At 63.4% G+C, this 18,773-nt stretch carries 21 protein-coding genes; 6 read left to right on the forward strand and 15 right to left on the reverse strand.

Annotated features, from left to right (window positions below; genetic code table 11):
- Positions 1-193: 193 nt before the first annotated feature.
- A complete protein-coding gene (locus tag H281_RS0110570; RefSeq protein WP_020067080.1) occupies positions 194-964 on the forward strand; it encodes a DeoR/GlpR family DNA-binding transcription regulator in 771 nt (256 codons plus the stop codon).
- A gap of 29 nt (positions 965-993) precedes the next feature.
- On the opposite strand, the gene H281_RS0110575 is transcribed toward H281_RS0110570, so the two are convergent.
- Positions 994-2,661 carry a Na/Pi cotransporter family protein gene (locus H281_RS0110575; protein WP_020067081.1) on the reverse strand — a complete coding sequence of 556 codons (1,668 nt, stop codon included), beginning with the start codon at positions 2,659-2,661 and terminating at the stop codon, positions 994-996.
- 207 nt (positions 2,662-2,868) lie between these two features.
- Between H281_RS0110575 and H281_RS0110580 the strand changes: the two genes are divergently transcribed.
- Positions 2,869-3,552 (forward strand): histidinol-phosphatase, encoded by a 684-nt coding sequence (locus H281_RS0110580; protein WP_020067082.1) that lies wholly within the window; start codon positions 2,869-2,871, stop codon positions 3,550-3,552.
- A gap of 213 nt (positions 3,553-3,765) precedes the next feature.
- On the opposite strand, the gene lipA is transcribed toward H281_RS0110580, so the two are convergent.
- The 3 genes from lipA to H281_RS0110595 form a co-directional block, all read right to left on the reverse strand.
- The gene (gene lipA / locus H281_RS0110585; protein ID WP_020067083.1) at positions 3,766-4,773 is read right to left on the reverse strand and encodes a lipoyl synthase; all 1,008 of its coding nucleotides are present in this window, start codon (positions 4,771-4,773) and stop codon (positions 3,766-3,768) included.
- 13 nt (positions 4,774-4,786) lie between these two features.
- The gene (gene lipB / locus H281_RS0110590) at positions 4,787-5,512 is read right to left on the reverse strand and encodes a lipoyl(octanoyl) transferase LipB (RefSeq protein ID WP_027804478.1); all 726 of its coding nucleotides are present in this window, start codon (positions 5,510-5,512) and stop codon (positions 4,787-4,789) included.
- A gap of 73 nt (positions 5,513-5,585) precedes the next feature.
- Entirely contained in the window at positions 5,586-5,912 is a 327-nt protein-coding gene (locus H281_RS0110595) for a DUF2917 domain-containing protein (RefSeq protein WP_020067085.1), read from the reverse strand.
- 98 nt (positions 5,913-6,010) lie between these two features.
- On the opposite strand from H281_RS0110595, the gene H281_RS0110600 reads away from it, so the two are divergent.
- Positions 6,011-6,988 (forward strand): transcriptional regulator GcvA, encoded by a 978-nt coding sequence (locus H281_RS0110600; RefSeq protein WP_020067086.1) that lies wholly within the window; start codon positions 6,011-6,013, stop codon positions 6,986-6,988.
- A gap of 9 nt (positions 6,989-6,997) precedes the next feature.
- On the opposite strand, the gene H281_RS0110605 is transcribed toward H281_RS0110600, so the two are convergent.
- The 10 genes from H281_RS0110605 to H281_RS0110650 all read right to left on the reverse strand — a co-directional run bounded on the left by H281_RS0110605 (position 6,998) and on the right by H281_RS0110650 (position 15,786).
- Entirely contained in the window at positions 6,998-7,267 is a 270-nt protein-coding gene (locus H281_RS0110605) for an HP0495 family protein (RefSeq protein WP_020067087.1), read from the reverse strand.
- On the reverse strand, positions 7,239-8,189 hold the full coding sequence (locus tag H281_RS0110610) for a D-amino acid aminotransferase (protein ID WP_020067088.1): 951 nt from the start codon (positions 8,187-8,189) through the stop codon (positions 7,239-7,241). Before H281_RS0110610 ends, H281_RS0110605 begins: the two co-directional genes overlap by 29 nt.
- A gap of 12 nt (positions 8,190-8,201) precedes the next feature.
- Positions 8,202-9,431, reverse strand: coding sequence for a D-alanyl-D-alanine carboxypeptidase family protein (locus tag H281_RS0110615; RefSeq protein WP_027804479.1), 1,230 nt, complete (start codon positions 9,429-9,431; stop codon positions 8,202-8,204).
- Positions 9,432-9,765: 334 nt separating this feature from the next.
- The gene (locus tag H281_RS0110620; RefSeq protein ID WP_020067090.1) at positions 9,766-10,410 is read right to left on the reverse strand and encodes an alpha/beta hydrolase; all 645 of its coding nucleotides are present in this window, start codon (positions 10,408-10,410) and stop codon (positions 9,766-9,768) included.
- A gap of 8 nt (positions 10,411-10,418) precedes the next feature.
- Positions 10,419-10,742, reverse strand: coding sequence for a (2Fe-2S) ferredoxin domain-containing protein (locus H281_RS0110625; RefSeq protein WP_027804480.1), 324 nt, complete (start codon positions 10,740-10,742; stop codon positions 10,419-10,421).
- Positions 10,743-10,922: 180 nt separating this feature from the next.
- Positions 10,923-12,086 carry a VanZ family protein gene (locus H281_RS0110630; RefSeq protein ID WP_020067092.1) on the reverse strand — a complete coding sequence of 388 codons (1,164 nt, stop codon included), beginning with the start codon at positions 12,084-12,086 and terminating at the stop codon, positions 10,923-10,925.
- Between the two features lie 31 nt (positions 12,087-12,117).
- Entirely contained in the window at positions 12,118-12,759 is a 642-nt protein-coding gene (locus H281_RS0110635; protein ID WP_020067093.1) for an ABC-type transport auxiliary lipoprotein family protein, read from the reverse strand.
- Positions 12,760-12,789: 30 nt separating this feature from the next.
- Positions 12,790-13,752: an MlaD family protein gene (locus tag H281_RS0110640; protein WP_020067094.1), complete on the reverse strand. Its 963-nt coding sequence runs from the start codon at positions 13,750-13,752 to the stop codon at positions 12,790-12,792.
- Between the two features lie 25 nt (positions 13,753-13,777).
- The gene (locus H281_RS0110645) at positions 13,778-14,656 is read right to left on the reverse strand and encodes an ABC transporter ATP-binding protein (RefSeq protein ID WP_020067095.1); all 879 of its coding nucleotides are present in this window, start codon (positions 14,654-14,656) and stop codon (positions 13,778-13,780) included.
- Positions 14,653-15,786, reverse strand: coding sequence for an MlaE family ABC transporter permease (locus H281_RS0110650; RefSeq protein WP_020067096.1), 1,134 nt, complete (start codon positions 15,784-15,786; stop codon positions 14,653-14,655). Before H281_RS0110650 ends, H281_RS0110645 begins: the two co-directional genes overlap by 4 nt.
- Before the next feature lie 119 nt (positions 15,787-15,905).
- Between H281_RS0110650 and H281_RS0110655 the strand changes: the two genes are divergently transcribed.
- From H281_RS0110655 to H281_RS0110665, 3 genes are all read left to right on the forward strand, one after another.
- A complete protein-coding gene (locus H281_RS0110655; RefSeq protein ID WP_020067097.1) occupies positions 15,906-16,820 on the forward strand; it encodes a biotin--[acetyl-CoA-carboxylase] ligase in 915 nt (304 codons plus the stop codon).
- A complete protein-coding gene (locus H281_RS0110660) occupies positions 16,817-17,659 on the forward strand; it encodes a type III pantothenate kinase (protein WP_020067098.1) in 843 nt (280 codons plus the stop codon). Before H281_RS0110655 ends, H281_RS0110660 begins: the two co-directional genes overlap by 4 nt.
- Before the next feature lie 79 nt (positions 17,660-17,738).
- Positions 17,739-17,978: a hypothetical protein gene (locus H281_RS0110665; RefSeq protein WP_020067099.1), complete on the forward strand. Its 240-nt coding sequence runs from the start codon at positions 17,739-17,741 to the stop codon at positions 17,976-17,978.
- 122 nt (positions 17,979-18,100) lie between these two features.
- Here H281_RS0110665 and rfaE2 read toward each other — a convergent pair whose 3' ends face one another.
- Complete coding sequence (rfaE2, locus tag H281_RS0110670; RefSeq protein WP_020067100.1) at positions 18,101-18,583, reverse strand: D-glycero-beta-D-manno-heptose 1-phosphate adenylyltransferase; 483 nt, start codon at positions 18,581-18,583, stop codon at positions 18,101-18,103.
- Positions 18,584-18,773: the final 190 nt, after the last annotated feature.

Raw genomic sequence — 18,773 nt, forward strand, 5'->3', positions numbered from 1 at the left:
TCGAGTTTCGAACGAGCACGGCGCTTCGATTTGCGAAGGCTAAAGTCAAATACACAAACTTGCAAGCTGCCAAAAAAATACAACACAATGCGGCTAAAGTAGTAGCCTTGACATCGTCTGGACACACATTCGTGTCCACGATGTCACTGACTAAGACACGTTGTGCGAGCGCCTTCGCATCCAAGGAAAATGCATGTGGCAGGAAGACCGTCATCAGAGAATACGCGCGTTAGTGTCGACGCTCCATCGGGTGTCGACCGAACGGATCATGGCGGACCTTGGCGTGTCGCGCGAAACGGTTCGGCGCGATCTGCTCGACCTCGAAGCGCTCGGTGAACTGCGGCGGGTACACGGCGGCGCCATCAAACCCGCCGACGAAGCGCCGATCGCCGAGCGCGCGCACATGCGCGTCAAATCCAAGACGGCGATTGCAAAGGCGGCGACCGGGTTGATCGCGAGCGGCCAGACGCTGTTCATCGACGCGGGCACGACGACCGCGGCGCTCGCCGAAGAGCTCGCGAAGCTCGCCAATTTGACCATAGTGACCAATTCGATCGACGTCGCGTTGAAGCTGCGCGGCGCTGCAGAACAGGCCGATGCGGGCAACGAAGTGATTTTGCTCGGCGGCACGATCAGCGACCGCGCGATGGCAACCACGGGCGCCACCACCGTGCTCGATATTCAGCGCTATCGGGCGGATCTCGCGCTGCTGTCGCCGGTCGGCGTCGATCACCGGCATGGCGCGACGAACTACGACCACGCCGAAACCGAAGTGGCGCGCGCTATGGTCGCGAATGCCGACCGTGTCGTGATCCTTGCGGATTACAGCAAGATTGGTCAGCGCAGCCGGATCTCGTATTGCCCGGTCGAGCGGATAGACGTGCTCGTCACCAACAAGAAGGCCGCAGACGCCGCCGATTTCACGGCGCTAAAAAAGAAGCTCGAAGAGGTCGTGCTGGCCTGAAGCGTCATGCTGCACGCCGAGCGCGCTGCTCATTCCTTCACATGCATCGTGTCGAGCGCGCGCTTGCGCAGACGCGTGTCATGCAATGCGCCGGCGGCGTCGAGTACCGGATAAGCCGTCGAGCAGAACAGCGAGTTAAGCCGCTTCATGTCGCTGATCAGATCCAGATGCAATGCGCTCGTTTCAATGCTGCGTAGCGTCTGCCCCGTGAGCCGGTCCAGATGCCTGTATGAATACGCGCGCTCCAGATCGCGGAAACGCTCTTTTTCTGCGAGTAGACGTTCGGCGCAGCGCAGATCGTTGTTCAGGAATACGGATAGACCGAGTTGCAGATTACTGACGAGCCGCGTCTGCAGATCGTCCAGTTCGCCGAGTCCTTCTTCGGAAAACGACAGGCGGTGAGCGATCTTCTTCTCCTCGATATCTCCCACGATCCGCTCGATGATGTCGCCCGCATGCTCGAGGTTGATCGTCAGCGAAATGATGTCGGTCCATCGGCGGCTGTCAGCTTCATCCAACTGCTCGCGTGAGATCAACGTGAGGTAGTTTTTGACCGCTGCGTAGAGTTCGTCGACGTCGTCGTCCATACGGATCGTTTCGCGCGCCTTGTCGAGATGGTTGTGATGAATCAGCTCCGCCACGTTGTCGAGCATGGCCCGCACGATGTCGCCGATGCGCAGCACTTCGCGCGCCGCATGCGCGAGCGCGAGCGTCGGCGTGGACAGCGCGGCCTCGTCCAGATGCAGCGGCCGCAGTTCGCCGTTCGGCATGGGCCGGTCGGGCAACACGCGCACGCACACGCGCGCAACCGGATCGATCAGCGACAGGCATGCGCAGCAACGCAGCGCGTTGTAGATCAGATGAAAACCCACGGTGGCCTCACGCGGATTGGCGATCAGCACCGGCAGTCCGCGCGCGAGCAGCGGTGCAAACGGCAGGATCAGCATCGCGCCCGCCAGCTTGAAGGCGAAGCTGCCCAAAGCGAGCCGCCGCGCCGCCGCGTTCTGCGCCACGGTGCCAAGCAACGCCAGCATGCCGCTGCCGAGGTTCGCGCCGATCACGAGGCACAACGCGACCTTCAACGAAATGACGCCCGATGATGCAAGCGTGGCCGTGAGCAGCACGGCCGCGAGGCTGGAATACGACAGCATTGCAAAGGCCGCACCCACTAGCGCGTCGAGCATGGTGTCGCCGGTCAATGCGCCGAACATCACGCGCACGCCTGCGCCTTGCATCATGGGCTGCGCGGCCTCTACGATCAGATGCAGCGCGAGCAGAATCAGACCGAGACCAATCAGCGTACGGCCGGCCTGACCTGTGCGCGTCTGCTTGCGCGACAGGAACAGTGGCACGCCGAACAGGATCAGGATTGGCGACAACCAGGATAGATCGAGGGTAAGAACTCGCGCCATCAGCGCGGTGCCGACGTCGGCGCCGAGCATGATCGCAAGACCACTGGTCAGCGGCAGGAGCCCTTGCGCGGCAAACGACGTGACGATGACCGCCGTGGCGTTGCTGCTTTGAACGAGGCTGGTGACGCCGACGCCTGACAGGAATGCTCGCCAACGGCTGCGGGTGCTTCGCCCGAGGATGCTGCGCAGATCTGCGCCGAGTACGCGCAGGATGCCGGTGCGAACGATATGCGAGCCCCAGACAAGCAGTGCCACGCCGGCGAGAAGGTTAAGGAGAATCAACATAAGGCACTGCTCTTATTCTCTGCTGCCATGACCCGAACCGCATGCCGCGCGTACGACACCCGGGGCGTATATGACAGTAGTGTTGCACATTTTTGCCTTATTGTAATTTTGTGCTTTTAAATATACGCTCGGCCAACGATGAAGATCGTCGCGTGACCGTCTGTGCCGTTCATGTGACGCGACCACCACCTGTCACGAGGACAACGGATGAGCCGCAATCTCGCGCTGTTCGACCTGGACCACACGTTGCTGCCGCTCGACAGCGACCAGGCGTGGGCTCACTTTATCGCTGGACTCGGCATAGAGGGCGCGGCGCGCCATGCGCAAGACATCGACGAATATTATCGGCAGTACGTGGCCGGTACGCTCGACATGGCCGCCTATCTGGACTACACGTTGGCGCCGCTCGCTCGCCACTCGCGCGAACAGCTCGACACGTGGCACGCGCAATTCATGCAGGAAGTGATCACGCCGGCGATCCTGCCGGCCGCACGCGAACTGGTGCAGCGTCATATCGAGGCAGGCGACCTTTGCTGCATTGTCACCGCAACGAACGTGTTCGTTACCGCGCCTATCGGCAAGGCGCTCGGCTTCGAGCATCTTCTCGGGATCGAACTGGGTACGGAGGGTGATGATCCGCTTGCCCGTTTCACAGGTGCGTCGGTGGGCGTTCCGACTTTCCGTGAAGGCAAGATCGCGCGCACGGAAAGCTGGTTAGCTTCGCTCGGCCACCGTTTGCACGACTTTCCTCAAAGCTGGTTCTATAGCGATTCGATCAACGACGTTCCGCTGCTCGAACGAGTCACGCATCCGGTCGCGACGAATCCCGATCCGCGTTTGCGTGCGATCGCGAATGAGCGAGGCTGGCCTGTCATCGAACTTTTCAGCTGACGCACGCTTGGTGCAATGTCGGTGTGGCCGTCAAGGGCCGCAACCGCGATGGTGGCGGTTTCGCTCGCCACGCCTGATTATTCGTTTGCCTAACTGATATGCTTTTTGTTCGAGCCGGCGGTACTACGGCGATCAGGCGCTTGCCCACCGTGAAATAAAAAACCCGCAACATGTGCGGGTTTTCTTCAACCTGACCGATCAGTCACCTGACATTCACACTACGCCGGCTCCATGCGCCTGCAAGTCGGCGTGGTAGCTGGAGCGCACCATAGCGCCCACCGCTGCGTGCGTGAAGCCCATCTTGTACGCCTCTTCCTCGTACATCTTGAAGGTGTCGGGGTGCACATAAGAGCGCACCGGCAAATGGTGTTCGGAAGGCTGCAGATACTGACCGATGGTGAGCATGTCAACATCGTGCTCGCGCAGATCGCGCATGACCTGCAGGATCTCTTCTTCCGTTTCCCCCAAGCCGACCATGAGGCCCGACTTGGTCGCGACGTCCGGATGCAGCGCCTTGAAGTCTTTGAGCAGCTTGAGCGAATGCGCGTAGTCCGAACCCGGGCGCGCTTCCTTGTACAAACGCGGCACCGTTTCGAGGTTGTGATTCATGACGTCAGGCGGTGCGGCATTCAGAATGCCGAGCGCACGGTCCAGACGACCACGGAAATCGGGCGTCAAAATTTCAATGCGCGTGTCAGGCGACAACTCGCGCGTCTGACGGATACATTCGACGAAGTGCGCCGCGCCGCCGTCGCGCAAATCGTCACGATCCACGCTCGTGATCACCACATACTTGAGCTTCAACGCGGCAATAGTGCGCGCGAGATTCGCCGGCTCTTCCGGGTCGAGCGGATCCGGGCGGCCGTGGCCCACGTCGCAGAACGGGCAGCGACGTGTGCACTTGTCGCCCATGATCATGAACGTGGCCGTGCCCTTGCCAAAGCATTCGCCGATGTTCGGGCAGCTCGCTTCCTCACACACCGTATGCAGATTGTGCTCGCGCAGAATCTGTTTGATTTCGTAGAAGCGCGAATTGCCGGTCGCCGCCTTGACGCGAATCCAGTCCGGCTTTTTCAGCTTTTCGATCGGAACGATCTTGATAGGAATGCGGGCGGTTTTGGCTTGCGCCTTCTGCTTCGCGGTGGCGTCGTAGGCAGCGGCGGATGCCGGCACGCCTTCAGGCACGGGAGAAGTTGCGAGGTTCGCGGTAACGTCAGTCATTCGTTCGGTCCAGTCAGGCGGTGAGCGCACCGGCCTGCGGTTGGGCGACGGCCGCGGGATTGCCGTCGAGGTTTGCGGTGAGGCACGCTGCAAGGGTGTGGGCCACGTCGTTCCAGCCGGCCACAACGCCAAGCGTTGCCATATCGACTGTTTCGAGCCCCACGTAGCCGCAAGGGTTAATGGCCAGAAACGGCCGTAAATCCATTTTCACGTTCAGGCTAACGCCGTGATAGCTGCAGCCGTTGCGGATTTTGAGGCCCAGCGCGGCGATCTTTGCGCCGGCATGCAACCCGGCGTGCGGCCCGGGCGCGACGTAGATACCGGGCGCGCCCGCCTTGCGTTCTCCGGCGAGATTATACGCCGCAAGGGTGTCGATCACGGCCTGCTCGATCCGCGTGACCATCTCGCGCACCATCAGCTTGCGACGCCTCAAATCGAGCAGCAGGTAGGCAACCACCTGCCCCGGACCGTGATACGTGATCTGCCCGCCCCGATCGACTTTCACCAGAGGAATAGCGCTGTCGGCGGCCAGCAGATGTGCCGGATCGCCGGCCTGGCCAAGCGTAAAGACGGGTGGATGTTCGACTAGCCAGATTTCGTCGGGAGTGTCGACGGTACGCGCGTCGGTGAACGCGCGCATCGCATCGAAACTGGCTTCGTAGAGTTCGCTGCCGCGCCAGCGCAGCACGAGCGGCGCCGCGACGGGCATTGGGGGAGTAGAAACCGGCGGGACGGACATGATCCACGCAGTTTACCGAAATCCGGCGATTCCCGTCGGGAGTCGCCGCGCCCGGCTGGCGGGGCACCCGCCATCAAACGGTGCGCCAGCCGCCGCGCATCCGCGCCGCCCAACGTTCGACGACTCGCGCAAACCAGTTAAGCGCACGCTCGTCGCAGCGCGTGGGCACTGAAAACGCGATCGTCGCGCGCGGTGTGCCTTCCGCACTGATCCACAGCCGTTCGCCGCGTCGCAATCTCAGCGTGTGGCCGGGTTGCAGCCAGTAGTCTTCGGTGTCGTCGCTGCGTGTTACCCAAACCGCACCGCCGCGCACGACCAGCTTCGTGCTGCGGGCCACCTTCAGGGGAAGCGTTTCGCCACCGTGGATTTCATACGCGATGCTAGAGGAAACTTCTCGCATAATGCCCTCGCCAAAAGTCGTTTCATGGCTACAATCGTAGGCGTAGCAAGGGGTTACGCAAAACGATCAATTTTCACCTCTATGTGAGAAATATTACGATGGAGCTGCGCCATCTGCCGCCGTTGAATGCGATCAAAGCCTTCGAAGCCGCCGCCCGTCACGAGAGCTTCTCGCGCGCCGCCGACGAACTTTTCGTCACGCACGGCGCGGTCAGCCATCAGATCCGGGCACTGGAAGCAGAACTCGGCGTGTCACTGTTCGCCCGCGACGGCAAGCGCGTGCGGCTGACAGAAACCGGCAGGCGCTACGCCAACCACGTGCGCTCTGCGCTAACCGCATTGTCCGACGCCACGCGCGAACTCCGTGCCGGTGACCGCGAGCGGCGGCTCGTGGTGTCCATGTTGTCGTCGTTTGCGGCACGGTGGGTCACGCCGCGCGTCGGCAGCTTTATCGAAGCCCACCCGCAATGGGACCTCGAACTGTTGTCCACAAACGCGCTCACGGACTTCGCGCGCGACGACGTCGACGTAGCAATCCGTTTCGGCTACGGAAAATACGCGGGGCTTTACTCCGAACTGTTGCTCGAGGAAATTTTCTTCCCGGCATGCGCGCCGAATTTCAACGGTGGCAACCTGCCGAAAACGCCCGCCGAGTTGGCGAAACTTCCTCTGCTCCGTTCCGACGACGAATTATGGCGGCCGTGGTTCGACGCCGCGGGACTTACCGAATGGCCGGAACCAAAGCGCGGCGTGCTGTATCAGGATTCGTCGAACCTGTTGCAGGCGGCAATCGACGGTCAAGGAATTGCGCTCACGCGCCGTTCGCTCGCCATGCATGAGATTGCGGCGGGCCGACTCGTGCGGTTGTTCGATGTGGACGGGCCGAGTCCGTGGCAGTACTACTTCATCTGTCCGCCGCAAATGCTGGAAACAGCGCGGGTGAAGGCGTTCAGGGACTGGGTCTTTGCGGAGGTGGGACGGTTCAAACTGTTGTTCGACCGGGCCTGCGAGGCCGGCTCGGCCGCAAGCGCGGGCCGGAAAGCGGACGCGGCGGACGCATTGCGCGTCGCGCCGTAGTGGGACGCCTTAAAGCACGACCTTGACCATTGGATGACCGGTGAGCGCCCGATAAATATCGTCGAGTTGTTCACGGCTAGTGGCGCGCACCGTCACCGTCAGCCCGGTGTAGTTTCCGCCGCTGGACGGACGCGTCTCGACGCGCGAGGCGTCGACTTCGCTGTCGAACTGACGGACCACCGTGACGATCGTCTCGGTGAACTCGGGGTGCGATTTGCCCATGATCTTGATCGGGAAATCGCACGGATACTCAATTAGTGATTCGTTCGCCGGATTCATTTTTTGCTCCTTGCTGCTGCGCCTCTTTCGCCTTGGCTTGCTGATATGCCGCATACAGCGCCGCAAACACCGCACCCGGCTTGCCGCTGCCCACGGGCTGGCCGTCCAACTGCGTGACGGGCAGCACTTCTTTGGTGGCCGAGCTGATGATGATCTCGTCCGCTGCGCGCACTTCGGCTTCGGCGATCTCACGCACTTCCAGGCGGATACCGCATTCCGCCGACAGCTCTTCGATCAGCCCGTAACGAATGCCTTCGAGAATCTTGTGACTGCGCGGCGGCGCGATCAATACTCCGCCCTTCACCACCCACACATTCGACGACGACCCTTCGGTCAACACGCCATCGCGGAACTGGACCGTCTCGAACGCGTCGTTTTCCGCGGCGTATTGCGCCATCAGCACATTGCCGAGCAATGACACAGACTTGATGTCGCAATTGAGCCAGCGGCGATCTTCCGCGCTGACGCAACGCACGCCCTCCGCGCGTTGGGCAGCATTGGGCAGATGGAGCGGCGTAACCATGACGAACACCGTTGGCTGGACGCCCGCGGGAAACGCATGGCCGCGCTTTGCGACGCCGCGCGTGACCTGAATGTAGGCGATCGCATCCTGACTGGCGGCAAGACCGGCCTCGGCTTCGTTGGCCGCGACCACGCGCTCGATCAACGCGCGCCAGCCTGCATTGTCGAATGGATTGGCAATGCCGATCTTCTCGAGCGAACGCGACAGACGCGCCAGATGCTGTTCGAAGCGGAAAGCCGTGCGTCCGGCCGCGTGCGCATATAGCGGCGCGACTTCGTAAATGCCGTCGCCGAAAATAAAGCCGCGGTCGAGCACCGGCACGCGCGCCTCGGACAAAGGCACCACTTCGCCGTTCAGATAAACGATCGGCTCGAGCGAAACATCAGGAAGAGCGGTCATTGCGATCCGTGTTTACTTTTTCTTGTTGAACATGAGCATCAGCGAATCCCACACGCGGCCCACCACGCCGGCTTGCGGCACGGCCTGCAAGGCGACGATCGGGAACTGTGCGAGCACCTTGCCGTCGGCGACGAGCTTCGCGGTACCGACCTGCTGACCGTTCGCGATCGGCGCGATCAGCGGATCCATCTGCTCGATTTGCGGCTTCACCTTGTCGGCCATGCCCTTGGGCACGGTGATGTACTGATCGCTCTTCACGCCGATCTGCACCGAGTCCTGCGCACCCTTGTAGACGCGCGGCGTGCCCACCACCTGGCTCGCCTTGTAGAGGCACACCGTGTCGTACGCGGAGTAGCCGTAGTTCAGCATCTTCAGGCTGTCCTGCACCCGGTCGTGTTCCTTCGTCTCGCCCATCATGACCGAGACGAGGCGGCGCGACGCGTCCTGCGTGCCCGGCAGCGAGCGCTTCGCGCTCGCGATCAGGCAGTAGCCGGCGGCTTGCGTGTGGCCGGTCTTCAGACCGTCGACGGTCGGGTCGATCCACAGCAGACGGTTGCGGTTCGGCTGCTTGATCTTGTTGTACGTGAACTCTTTGACCGAGAAGATGTTGTAGTAGTCAGGGAAGTCGCGGATCAGACGCGCCGACAGCACCGCGAGATCGCCAGCCGTGGTGTAGTGCTGCGCGTCGGGCATGCCGTTCACATCGGCGAAATGCGTGTTTTTCATGCCGAGGCGCTGTGCTTCGGTGTTCATCATGTTGACGAACTGCGCTTCGCTGCCGCCCACCAGTTCGGCCAGCGCGATGGCGGCGTCGTTACCCGACTGCACGATCATGCCGTACACCAGATCGTGCACGGTCACCGGCTTGTTTGCCTCCACGAACATGCGCGATTCGTCGGTGCGCACGCGACGCACCGCTTCGCTCGGCGTCACCGTCTGGTCCATCGCGATCTTCTTCGTTTGCAGTGCTTCGAAGACGAGATACGCAGTCATCAGCTTGGTGAGCGATGCCGGTTCCACGCGCTCATCGGGATTGCCCGAAGCCAGAACCTGATTGCTGGTCGCGTCCACGAGCACCCACGAACGCGCATTCACCGCCGGCGGCGGCACTTGCGCGAACGCAGTGCTGGCCGCCAGCGTGGCGGGCAGCACGACGCCGAGCGTCAATGCGCGGCTTAGCGTGGGAGAAACAAAACTTGCAACGGAGGGAAAAGACGTGCGGCCGGAGGTGGAAAAACGCATAGGGTCGGTTCGTGCAGATATATTCAACGCGCGCAGGGCGCAGAGTTTGGAAGAGCCGGTCGGCGAGCGACTGGCCGTGACGACTAAACGTAACGGCTTGAGCGCCCATTGGACTTCCGGCCACGCGATCGGTTCGCGCAGCACACTCGTAGCCGGCACCGCTGCGCGCGTGAAAAGAAGTTACGCGTCGCGCGAACTGCCGGACAGGCCGTGCTGCGCCCAAAAAAGAGCGCCCATTATACGCGTGGTATTCCCCGAACTTCGCGCAATGACTGGTGAATAGCCGGGCGTTTGCGCGTACCTGTACCCCGGAAAACGCGCGCCGCGCGGCAACTTACCGCCAGGCGTCGACGATGATCCGCTTCAGGATATGCAGCTTGCGATGCAGAAAATGCTCTGCGCCCGGAATCACCACCACGGGCAATTCCTGCGGCTGCGCCCAGTCGTAAACGGATTGAATGGGAACGGTCTCGTCAGTCTCGCCGTGAATCACGAGCGTGTTTTCCGGCACAGGCGCCACGTCCCAGCGGCTCGCGGCGGTGCCGACGAACACCATCCGCTCGATCTCCTTGCCTTCGTCGCGCAGCTTGGCGGCCACATGCGACATCACGAAAGTGCCGAACGAAAAGCCTGCCAGCACCAGTGGCAGATCGGCGTGCCCCGGCTGCGCGCGCATGTGGTCGAGCACCGCACGCAAATCGTCGCGCTCGCCGATGCCCGCGTCATGCTCACCTTGCGTTTGCCCGACACCGCGAAAATTCGAACGATACGTCACGTAGTTCAACTGGACGAGCGTGCGTGCGAGCGTCTGCGCGACCTTGTTGTCCATCGAGCCGCCGAAGAGCGGATGCGGATGCGCGACGAGCGCAATGCCGCGCGGCGCCGCGCCGTTTTCGCGCGTCTCGTCGGGCAGATCGAGCGCGACCTCGATTTTGCCTACCGGGCCGTCGATCAGATACTTCTTCGTATGTGCGTTCATCGCAGCGCCTATTGATCGATCTTCAGACGCTCGACAACCTTGCCGTTCGCCAGATGCGAGTCGACGATTTCGTCGATGTCGCTCTCGTCGACATACGTGTACCAGACGCCTTCCGGATAGACGACGAGCGCCGGGCCGAGTTCGCAGCGGTCGAGGCAACCTGCCTTGTTGATGCGCACCTGGCCGGGGCCGGCGAGGCCGAGTTTCTTCACGCGCTTCTTCGCGTATTCCTGCATTGCCTGCGCATTGCAGTTCGCGCAACTCGGACGCTCTGCGCCCGGTTCACGCTGATTAAGGCAGAAGAAGACGTGGTACTTGTAGAAGGAGTCCATGTTGTACGAAGAGCGAGGCTGTCAGAAGGGCAATAGTGCAGAAGGCAGTCGGGCGCAGCGGCGCGCGCTTTGTTGCGCAGGAGCCGTTGGCCGCGCCGCTTGCGGAGGTCGCTTGCGAAGGACCGCTTGCGAACGATTATAGCGAGCAAGAGGCCAGCATCGCTGACGCTGCAGGAGTGCCTACTTCGACTCAAGCCTCGTGCGCCGCCTGAGCCAAACGCGTTCGACGACGAACGCAAGCCACACGAGCGCCGCGTACGGCCACACCCACGCGAGCCAGCGCGCGAGGCCATTGAAGTGGAGATACCGTCCTTGCCGCCAGTCGGCCAGCACGACATCGAAATAAGGATTTACCGGCAACAGGTTGACGAACACGAGCGTCACGACGAGTGCGCCCGCCGCCAGCGCGGTGCGCGATCGGCGCCGCAGACGCAGCGCCAGGAGCCCGAGCGCCGCGCCGCAGACGAGGCCCGCGAGCGCGCCTGGCGTCGCCCAGTCGAAGGCGAGGCCGGATTGCGACTGCAAGAACGTAGCGCCCGCCTTCACTCCAAGAGCCACGACGATAAATAGCAGCAACAGCCGCACGCGCGGCGCATGACGGCGTATCGTCAACGACGCGAGCGCAAGCGCGGCGAACAGATTGAGCGTGGTGATGAGGGCTTCCCAGGCATCGTCAGGCAGCCAGGCGGCGACCCACGCGGGCCATGTGCCGACGTGCCAGCCGGCCGGCGTCCACGCGAACAGGGCGTCTTGCGTCGTGGAATCGACTCGCGTCCACAGCGCGCGCGGCCAGTTACCGAGCCCGAAGAGACGCGGCGACGGATACATCGTCGCAAACGGCCAGGCCGCGACAAGACACGCGAGCGCGGCACTCTCGCGGTGGAACCACATGAGCCGTAAGCGTCGCAGCAACCCGCGGTCGAGCAGCGCGCCCGTGGCCGGCGACATGATCGCCGCGCCAAGCAGCGCGCCGAGCGCGTTGGCCGCGAGGTCGAGGTTGGACGCGACCCGCGTCGGCAAATACGTTTGCACGGCTTCCATCACGCCCGACAGCAAGCCGCCGAGCACGAAAGCCAACGCGACCGCGAGCGGCCCGCGCCAGCGCGGATAGAGCGCAAGCACCATTAGCGCGCCAAACGGCATGTAGCCGAGCACATTCGTGACGACATCGAATGCCGTCAGATACTGCGGCATCGGATCGGAAAGGAAGGCGAACGGCGTCAGGCCGAGCGAGCGCCAACCTGAAAACGGATACCACGAACCGTAGACGATCAGCACGGTGTACAGCAGCAGCGCTTGCCGCGAAAGCACCGACGGACGGCGCAGCCACGATCTTTCGCTCATGCAGCGCTCCGTTGCGTGCGCTGCGCGCCGGTCATTGCGCGGCGACCAGCGCCTGAACGCCGAGCCAGGCGGCGATTTGCGCGACGAGGTCGTCGCTGGCGGTGGCGAGCGCTTGCGCGCCGCCTGCAGCGTCGGCGGTACTCGACGGCGCCCTGGAGATGAAGGTTCGCTGACCCAGCACCTTGCCGTTTTGCGTCAGCGTGGCGCGCGCGGTCACCGCTGCATGGCTTTGCGACTGGCTGTCGAACACCTGCTCGAACTCGCCCAGATCCACCTTCAGCACGGGCGCGGCGACGCCGTCAGCGCCCGTCAGCACCGTGCCGCGAGAACTGAGCGCGCCGCGCAGACGTTGCGTGAGCAACTGCGAAGGCGGCATCGTCCAGTGGCTGTTCGCGTACGCGGCCAACTGCTGCGCGTCGGCATAGCCGAGCCGGTACACGAGCTTGTCGGACTGGAGCATTTCCGGCGCGCTCACGTCGAGCACCTTGACCGCCGATTGCGTGCCCGCAGACGCTGCAGGCTTCGGCGGCCCGAAGTCGTAGCGAATGTCCGCGAGCGCGGCCGGCGTGCTGGAGCAGCCTGCCGCCAGCAGACTGAGCGCAAGCAGCGTCGCGCAAACAGCGCCCGTGCGCGCGGCACGCGAGGACAACAAGCGGTGAATGGAGCGTGACATGACGATGTTCCTTTCTTCAAACCTTCAGATTCATTGTGCGGCGCGCGCGGCAGGCCACGTAAAACCAGCCTCGCCGGGGCCCGGCGCCGCCGCCGGCGCACCGAACAGCACGCTGCGCGGGCTGGTGCTGAACGTGTCGGCGGCGCGGTCCACGGAGCGCGCGGCGGAGCGCACGTCTTCAGCAAGCGAATTGACCCGCGGCAACGTGTCGTAACCGACCCGCGCCGACAGATCCTGCAATGAGCCGTTCATCGCGGTGAGCGCGTCGCCCGCTTGCTGAGCCGCGGTGCCCACCTTGTTCAGATTGGTCTCGAACGGACCATCCGCACGATTCAGGCTCGTGATCAACTGGTTCGTTGAGACGAGCGTGCTATCCAGCTTGTCGATGGTGGCGGGCAGCTTGCCGGCCACCGGCGCCATCTGCTGCGTGAGCGTGGCGACGCCGTCCGCGGCTTTCTGGATGCTGGCCGCCGTGCCGTGCAACTGGTCGACCATTTCCTGCGACAACAGATTGTCGACGTCGTCCGTGACCTTTTCGAGTTTCTTCAACAACACGTCGCCGCGTTGTTGCAATTGGTCGAGCAAGCCCGGACGCATCGGCAACTGTGCAACCTGTTTCGCCGACGAAGCGAGCGGCGATGGATCGCGCCCCGTGTCGTCGAGCTGAATGAACGCAATGCCCGTCACGCCTTGAAAGCCGAGACTGCCGAACGTGGAATGCGTGATCGGCGCATGCGTGTCGACGAGAATACGGATCAGGATCTGGCCCGGATGATCGCGGTCGAATTTGATCGACTGCACTTTGCCGACGTCGAGGCCTCTATAGCGCACGGCCGCGTCGGTAAAAAGACCCGTTACGTTGGTGCGCGCAATGAGATCGTACGGCACACGCACCGCGCGGTCGACATTGAACAAAAAAGCCGCCGTTGCAATCGCGGCCAGCAGGACGACCGTAAAGAGTCCTGCCCAGAACGCATGCGATTTGTTTTCCATTGCCAGGTTCCCTAGTTTCCCTGATTCACAGCGGCAATTCGGACGATGCCGGCTCGAGCGCCGCGCGCGGCAGCTTTGCGCGGCGCTCGGGCGGCAACGCCTGCAAGGCGCGGCGCCCGCGCAAGCCGAGAAAATATTCGCGGATGAACGGATGATCGACGCCGGCCGCTTCTTCGACAGGCGCGGCGACCAGCACCTTGCGATCCGCCAGCACGGCCACGCGCGTGGAAAGCGCGACCATCGTGTCGAGATCGTGCGTGACCATCACGACCGTCAAGCCGAGCGCGCGATGCAGCGCCGAAATCAGTTCGACGAACTCGTCGGACGCTTGCGGATCGAGCCCGGCGGTCGGTTCGTCCAGAAACAGCAGTTCGGGTTCGAGCGCAATCGCGCGCGCAATGCCTACGCGCTTGATCATGCCGCCGGACAGCGCCGAAGGCATTTTGGACGCGTGCTTGCACGGCAGCCCGACCATCTCCAGTTTCAGCATGACGATGTCGCGCAGCAGGTCTTCGGGCACCTTGCCGAGTTCGCGCACCGGCTGTGCGACGTTGTCGAACACCGACAGCGACGAAAACAGCGCGCCCCGCTGAAACAGCATGCCGGAGCGGCTGCGCATCAGCAGCGCGGTTTCGGGCGAAATGGTCGCGAGGTCTTCGCCGAACAGCTTGATGGTTCCCGAAGTTGGCCGCTCCAACCCGAGAATCTGTCGCACGAGCGTGGTCTTTCCGGAACCCGACCCGCCGACGATCGACACGATCTCGCCGCGCCGCACGTCCAGATTCACATGCTGATGCACTACGTTGCGGCCATAGCGCTTCGTGACGTCGATCACTTCGATCACCGGCTCGGCGATGGAAGGCATCGGCTGGCCGCGTACGGCCTGAGTTAGCGGCGCGATCATCCGAGCCCCACGTTCTGGAACAGAATCGCGAACACGGCGTCCGCGAGAATCACGATCGTGATGGACGTCACCACCGAGGTCGTCGTGCCTTCGCCGAGACTCTGCGAATTGGCTTTGATACGGAACCCGAAGTGGCAGCCGACGATCGCGATCAGCATTCCGAAGACGACGCCCTTGCCCAGACCGATCCACAGGTTCGCGGCCGGCACGACGCCGGGCAACGCGCGCGCGAAATAACTCATGTCGATGCCGAGGACGATCTTCGCGGCGAGCGCCCCACCGCTCAGCGCAATGATGTTCGTCCACATCACGAGTAGCGGCATCGCCACGCCGAGCGCCACCACGCGCGGCAGGATGAGCCGCAGACCGTGCGGAATGCCCATCACGCGCATGGCGTCGAGTTCCTCGGTCACGCGCATCACGCCGATCTGTGCGGTGATTGCCGAGCCGGAGCGGCCCGCGACCAGAATCGCCGAGAGCACCGGCCCGAGTTCGCGGATCACCGAGAGCCCAAGAATATTCACGATGTACTGATTGGCGCCGAAGAGCCTCAGTTGCTGCGCGGACAGATAGCTCAGCACGATGCCGATCAGAAACGCGACCAGCGCGGTGATGGGGAGCGCCCTGGTGCCGGCGTTGTAGATATTCGCTGAGATTTCAGTCCACGGCGTGAGGGCGGGCTTGCGCGCGATCGCCAGCAGATCGAGCACGACGCGACCCAGCATAGCCACGCCGCCGTATAAATGCTCGAAGAACGAAAACAGCCCGAGGCCGAGCCGCGTGAACGGATCGAATCTGACGACCGGCTCCGCCGTCTCGCGCACGGTGTCGAGCAACGCAATGCGCTCGAAGATATCGCGCTGCGTGTCGGTGAGTTCGGTGTCGGGCGGCATTCTATGGCCCCACACGCGCCACAGCGCCTGGCCGCCGACGTGGTCCATCCGGTCGATGCGCGATAGATCCCACTGACCGATGCCTTCGGCGCCTTCGAGCGAACGCAGTTGCGGTATCACATGTCCGGTGGCGCGGTCGCGCGCGAGCGCGAGCGCCGTCCACTGGCCCGAGAGCCGGACGATCTTGCCTTGGCTGCCAGCCGCGACTTCAAGGCCGGGCGGAGTGTCGTAGTTCAAGGATCGTTGCAATGTGGTTATCGGAGTAGCGGCCATTGTAACGAACGCGCAGCGGATCGACCGCGCTGGCGGGCCCAGGCGGTTCGCTGTCGCTACAGGCTGTCGCTACAATATGGGACATGAACGCTTCCACTCCTCCCAAAGGACCGGCCGCTGCCGCGAATGCAGCGGACTGGCGTATCGACCGTGAACGCGCCGTCGCTCTTTTCGGCGCGCATGCGCATGACTGGCCGATCGAAATCGTCGAAGAAACCGGTTCGACCAACGCCGACCTCATGTCCCGCGTGAAGGCGCTGCCGCGCAAGGCGGGCGCGCTGCCACGGCCGATCGTGCGGGTGGCTTACCTGCAGACCGCCGGACGCGGCCGCCGCGGGCGTCCGTGGTACGCGGAGCCGGGTAATGCGCTGCTGTTTTCGGTCGCCTGCGTGCTGCCGCGTCCGCTAGAAGGACTGGCGGGATTGAGTCTCGCGGTGGGCGTGGCGCTCGTCGACGGACTGCGCTCGTTGCCTGTCGCGGGCCCCGGCCAGATTGCGCTGAAGTGGCCGAACGACATACTGCTCGAAGGCGACAAGCTCGCCGGCATCCTGATCGAGACCGCCTGGAGTACGGAGGACGCGAGCGCCGTCGTGATCGGCATCGGCACCAACGTGAAGGGCGCCGACGAACTCGCCGCGAAAATCGGCGCGCTCAACGCCGGGTCGCCGCCGCAGGTGCGCGGCACGGCACCGACCGCGCTGCAGCGCGCGCTGCCCAACGCGAACCTCACCGATACGCTCGCCGCCGAACTCAACGCATTGGAGCCCGCGTTGCAGCGCTTCGGTGCGGAAGGATTCGCGCCGTTTCAGGCGCGCTGGAACGCAATGCATGCGTACGCCGGCCGCGAGGTCGTGCTGCTCGAACAGGGCGCGGAAGTTACGCGCGGCGTCGCTGCGGGCGTCGATGAGCGCGGCCAGTTGTTGCTCGATACCGACGCGGGCCGGCAGAGCATCGCGACCGGCGACGTGTCGCTGCGTCTCGCCGACGGTGCTGCATGACGAGCGGCGCGCGTCATCTTTTGATCGACGCGGGCAATAGCCGCGTCAAATGGGCGATGGTCGAGGCTGACGGCACGCAGATCGCCGGTGGCGCGCTTGCGCATGGCGGCGCGGATCAGACTCAATGGGCTACTGAAGGGGCGACGCAGTGGGCGAACTTGCCGGCGCCTCGCGGCGCATGGTTATCGAACGTCGCGGGCGATACCGCTGGTGAGCGAATCGCTGCGTTGGTCGACGCGCAATGGCCGCATCTGCCGCTCACCACGATTCGCGCACGCGAGCAGCAATGCGGCGTGACCAACGCGTACACGACGCCGCACGCGCTCGGCAGCGACCGCTGGGCCGGCATGATCGGCGCGCACGCGGCATTTCCCGGCGAGCATCTGCTCATTGCGACCTTTGGAACCGCGACCACGCTCGAGGCGTTGCGCGCGGACGGCCGCTTCGTGGGCGGACTCATCGCGCCAGGCTGGACGTTGATGATGCGCTCGCTCGGCGAGCACACGGCTCAATTGCCGACACTCGACGCTAACGCCGCGCGCGGCCTTCTGGCGAGTTCCGCTGATAAGCAGGACGCAGCCCGACGCGGTCCGTTCTTCGCGACGGATACGCCGCGTTCGCTATCCGCCGGCTGCACGCTGGCACAAGCGGGACTCGTCGAGCGGACATGGCGCGACCTGACGGACGAATGGCAGGTGCCGGTGCGCCTCGTGGTCGGCGGCGGCGCTGCAGACGAAGTGGCGAGCGCACTGAAAGTGCCGCATACTCGCCACGATTCACTGGTTTTGTCTGGGCTTGCACTGATAGCTTCCGAGCGCGCTTCGGAACACGGCGTGTAGAACTCCGGCTAAATGTGATGGCTGAGCTTCGCGTCTGAACCACATCGGCGGGACAACTTCTGGAAGGGAAAATATAACGATGCTGCGCTGGCTGATTGCCATACTGTTCCTGGCCAACCTTCTGGCATTCGTCGCAGTGCGCGGCGTGTTCGGCCCGACGCCCACCGCGAGCGGGCGCGAACCCAATCACCTGAGCCGTGAAGTCCATCCGGACTGGTTGAAGGTGCGCCCGGTCACCGCCACGGACGCCGCTGATCAGGCTGTTGTCGGCGCGGCGGCACCGGTCGCGCCGATCGCGGCGTCGGCGTTGCCGCAATAAAACGGACAATCGAAGCTGAGAGTTGGAGCCGGATATTGCAGCGGCGCGTCGGGGGGCGCATCTAACTGTGCAAGCGCAAGCCTAGGCCATACAGACTTTGCGCCGTGCTCGCCCGCTCGTGCTTAGCCTTGCGTACGAACCTTCTTGAGCAGCGCCGTCGTCGAGCGGTCATGCTCGAACGGAATTGCCAACGCCTTGCCGCCCCAGCCGCGCACGATGGCCGACTCCGGCAACGTATCCATGTCGTAGTCGCCGCCCTTGACGAGCACATCCGGACGTAGCGCCGAGATCAGTTCGACAGGCGTCTTTTCCCCGAAGCAAACCACGTAGTCGACGCTCTCCAGCGCCGCGAGCAAAGCCATGCGGTCGGCTTCGTTGTTGATCGGCCGGTCATCGCCCTTGCCGAGCATACGGACCGACGCGTCGCTGTTCACGCCGACGATCAGGCAAGCGCCCTGCGCTTTCGCATCCGCGAGATAGGTCACATGCCCGCGATGCAGGATGTCGAACACGCCGTTTGTAAATACGACCGGCGCGTTCAGCGAAGGGCGCAGCGCGACCAGCGCGTCGCGAGTAAGAATCTTGCGTTCGAAAATAGCGGCCATTTGGGATATGGAAGATACGGAGATTTGCCGTCGAGATACGGCGTATGCAACGTGGAGCATAACGCTCACGCAGACTGGTCAAGCATAAGGGCGAGCATCGAAATCAGGCGCAAATTAAACAAAACGGTCCGGCAAGCTCGCGCCTGCCGGACCGTTTTAAAGCGCCGAACCGGAGCGCGGCGCTAGCTTT

The organism is Paraburkholderia caledonica, from assembly GCF_000383275.1.
GTDB lineage: Bacteria > Pseudomonadota > Gammaproteobacteria > Burkholderiales > Burkholderiaceae > Paraburkholderia > Paraburkholderia caledonica.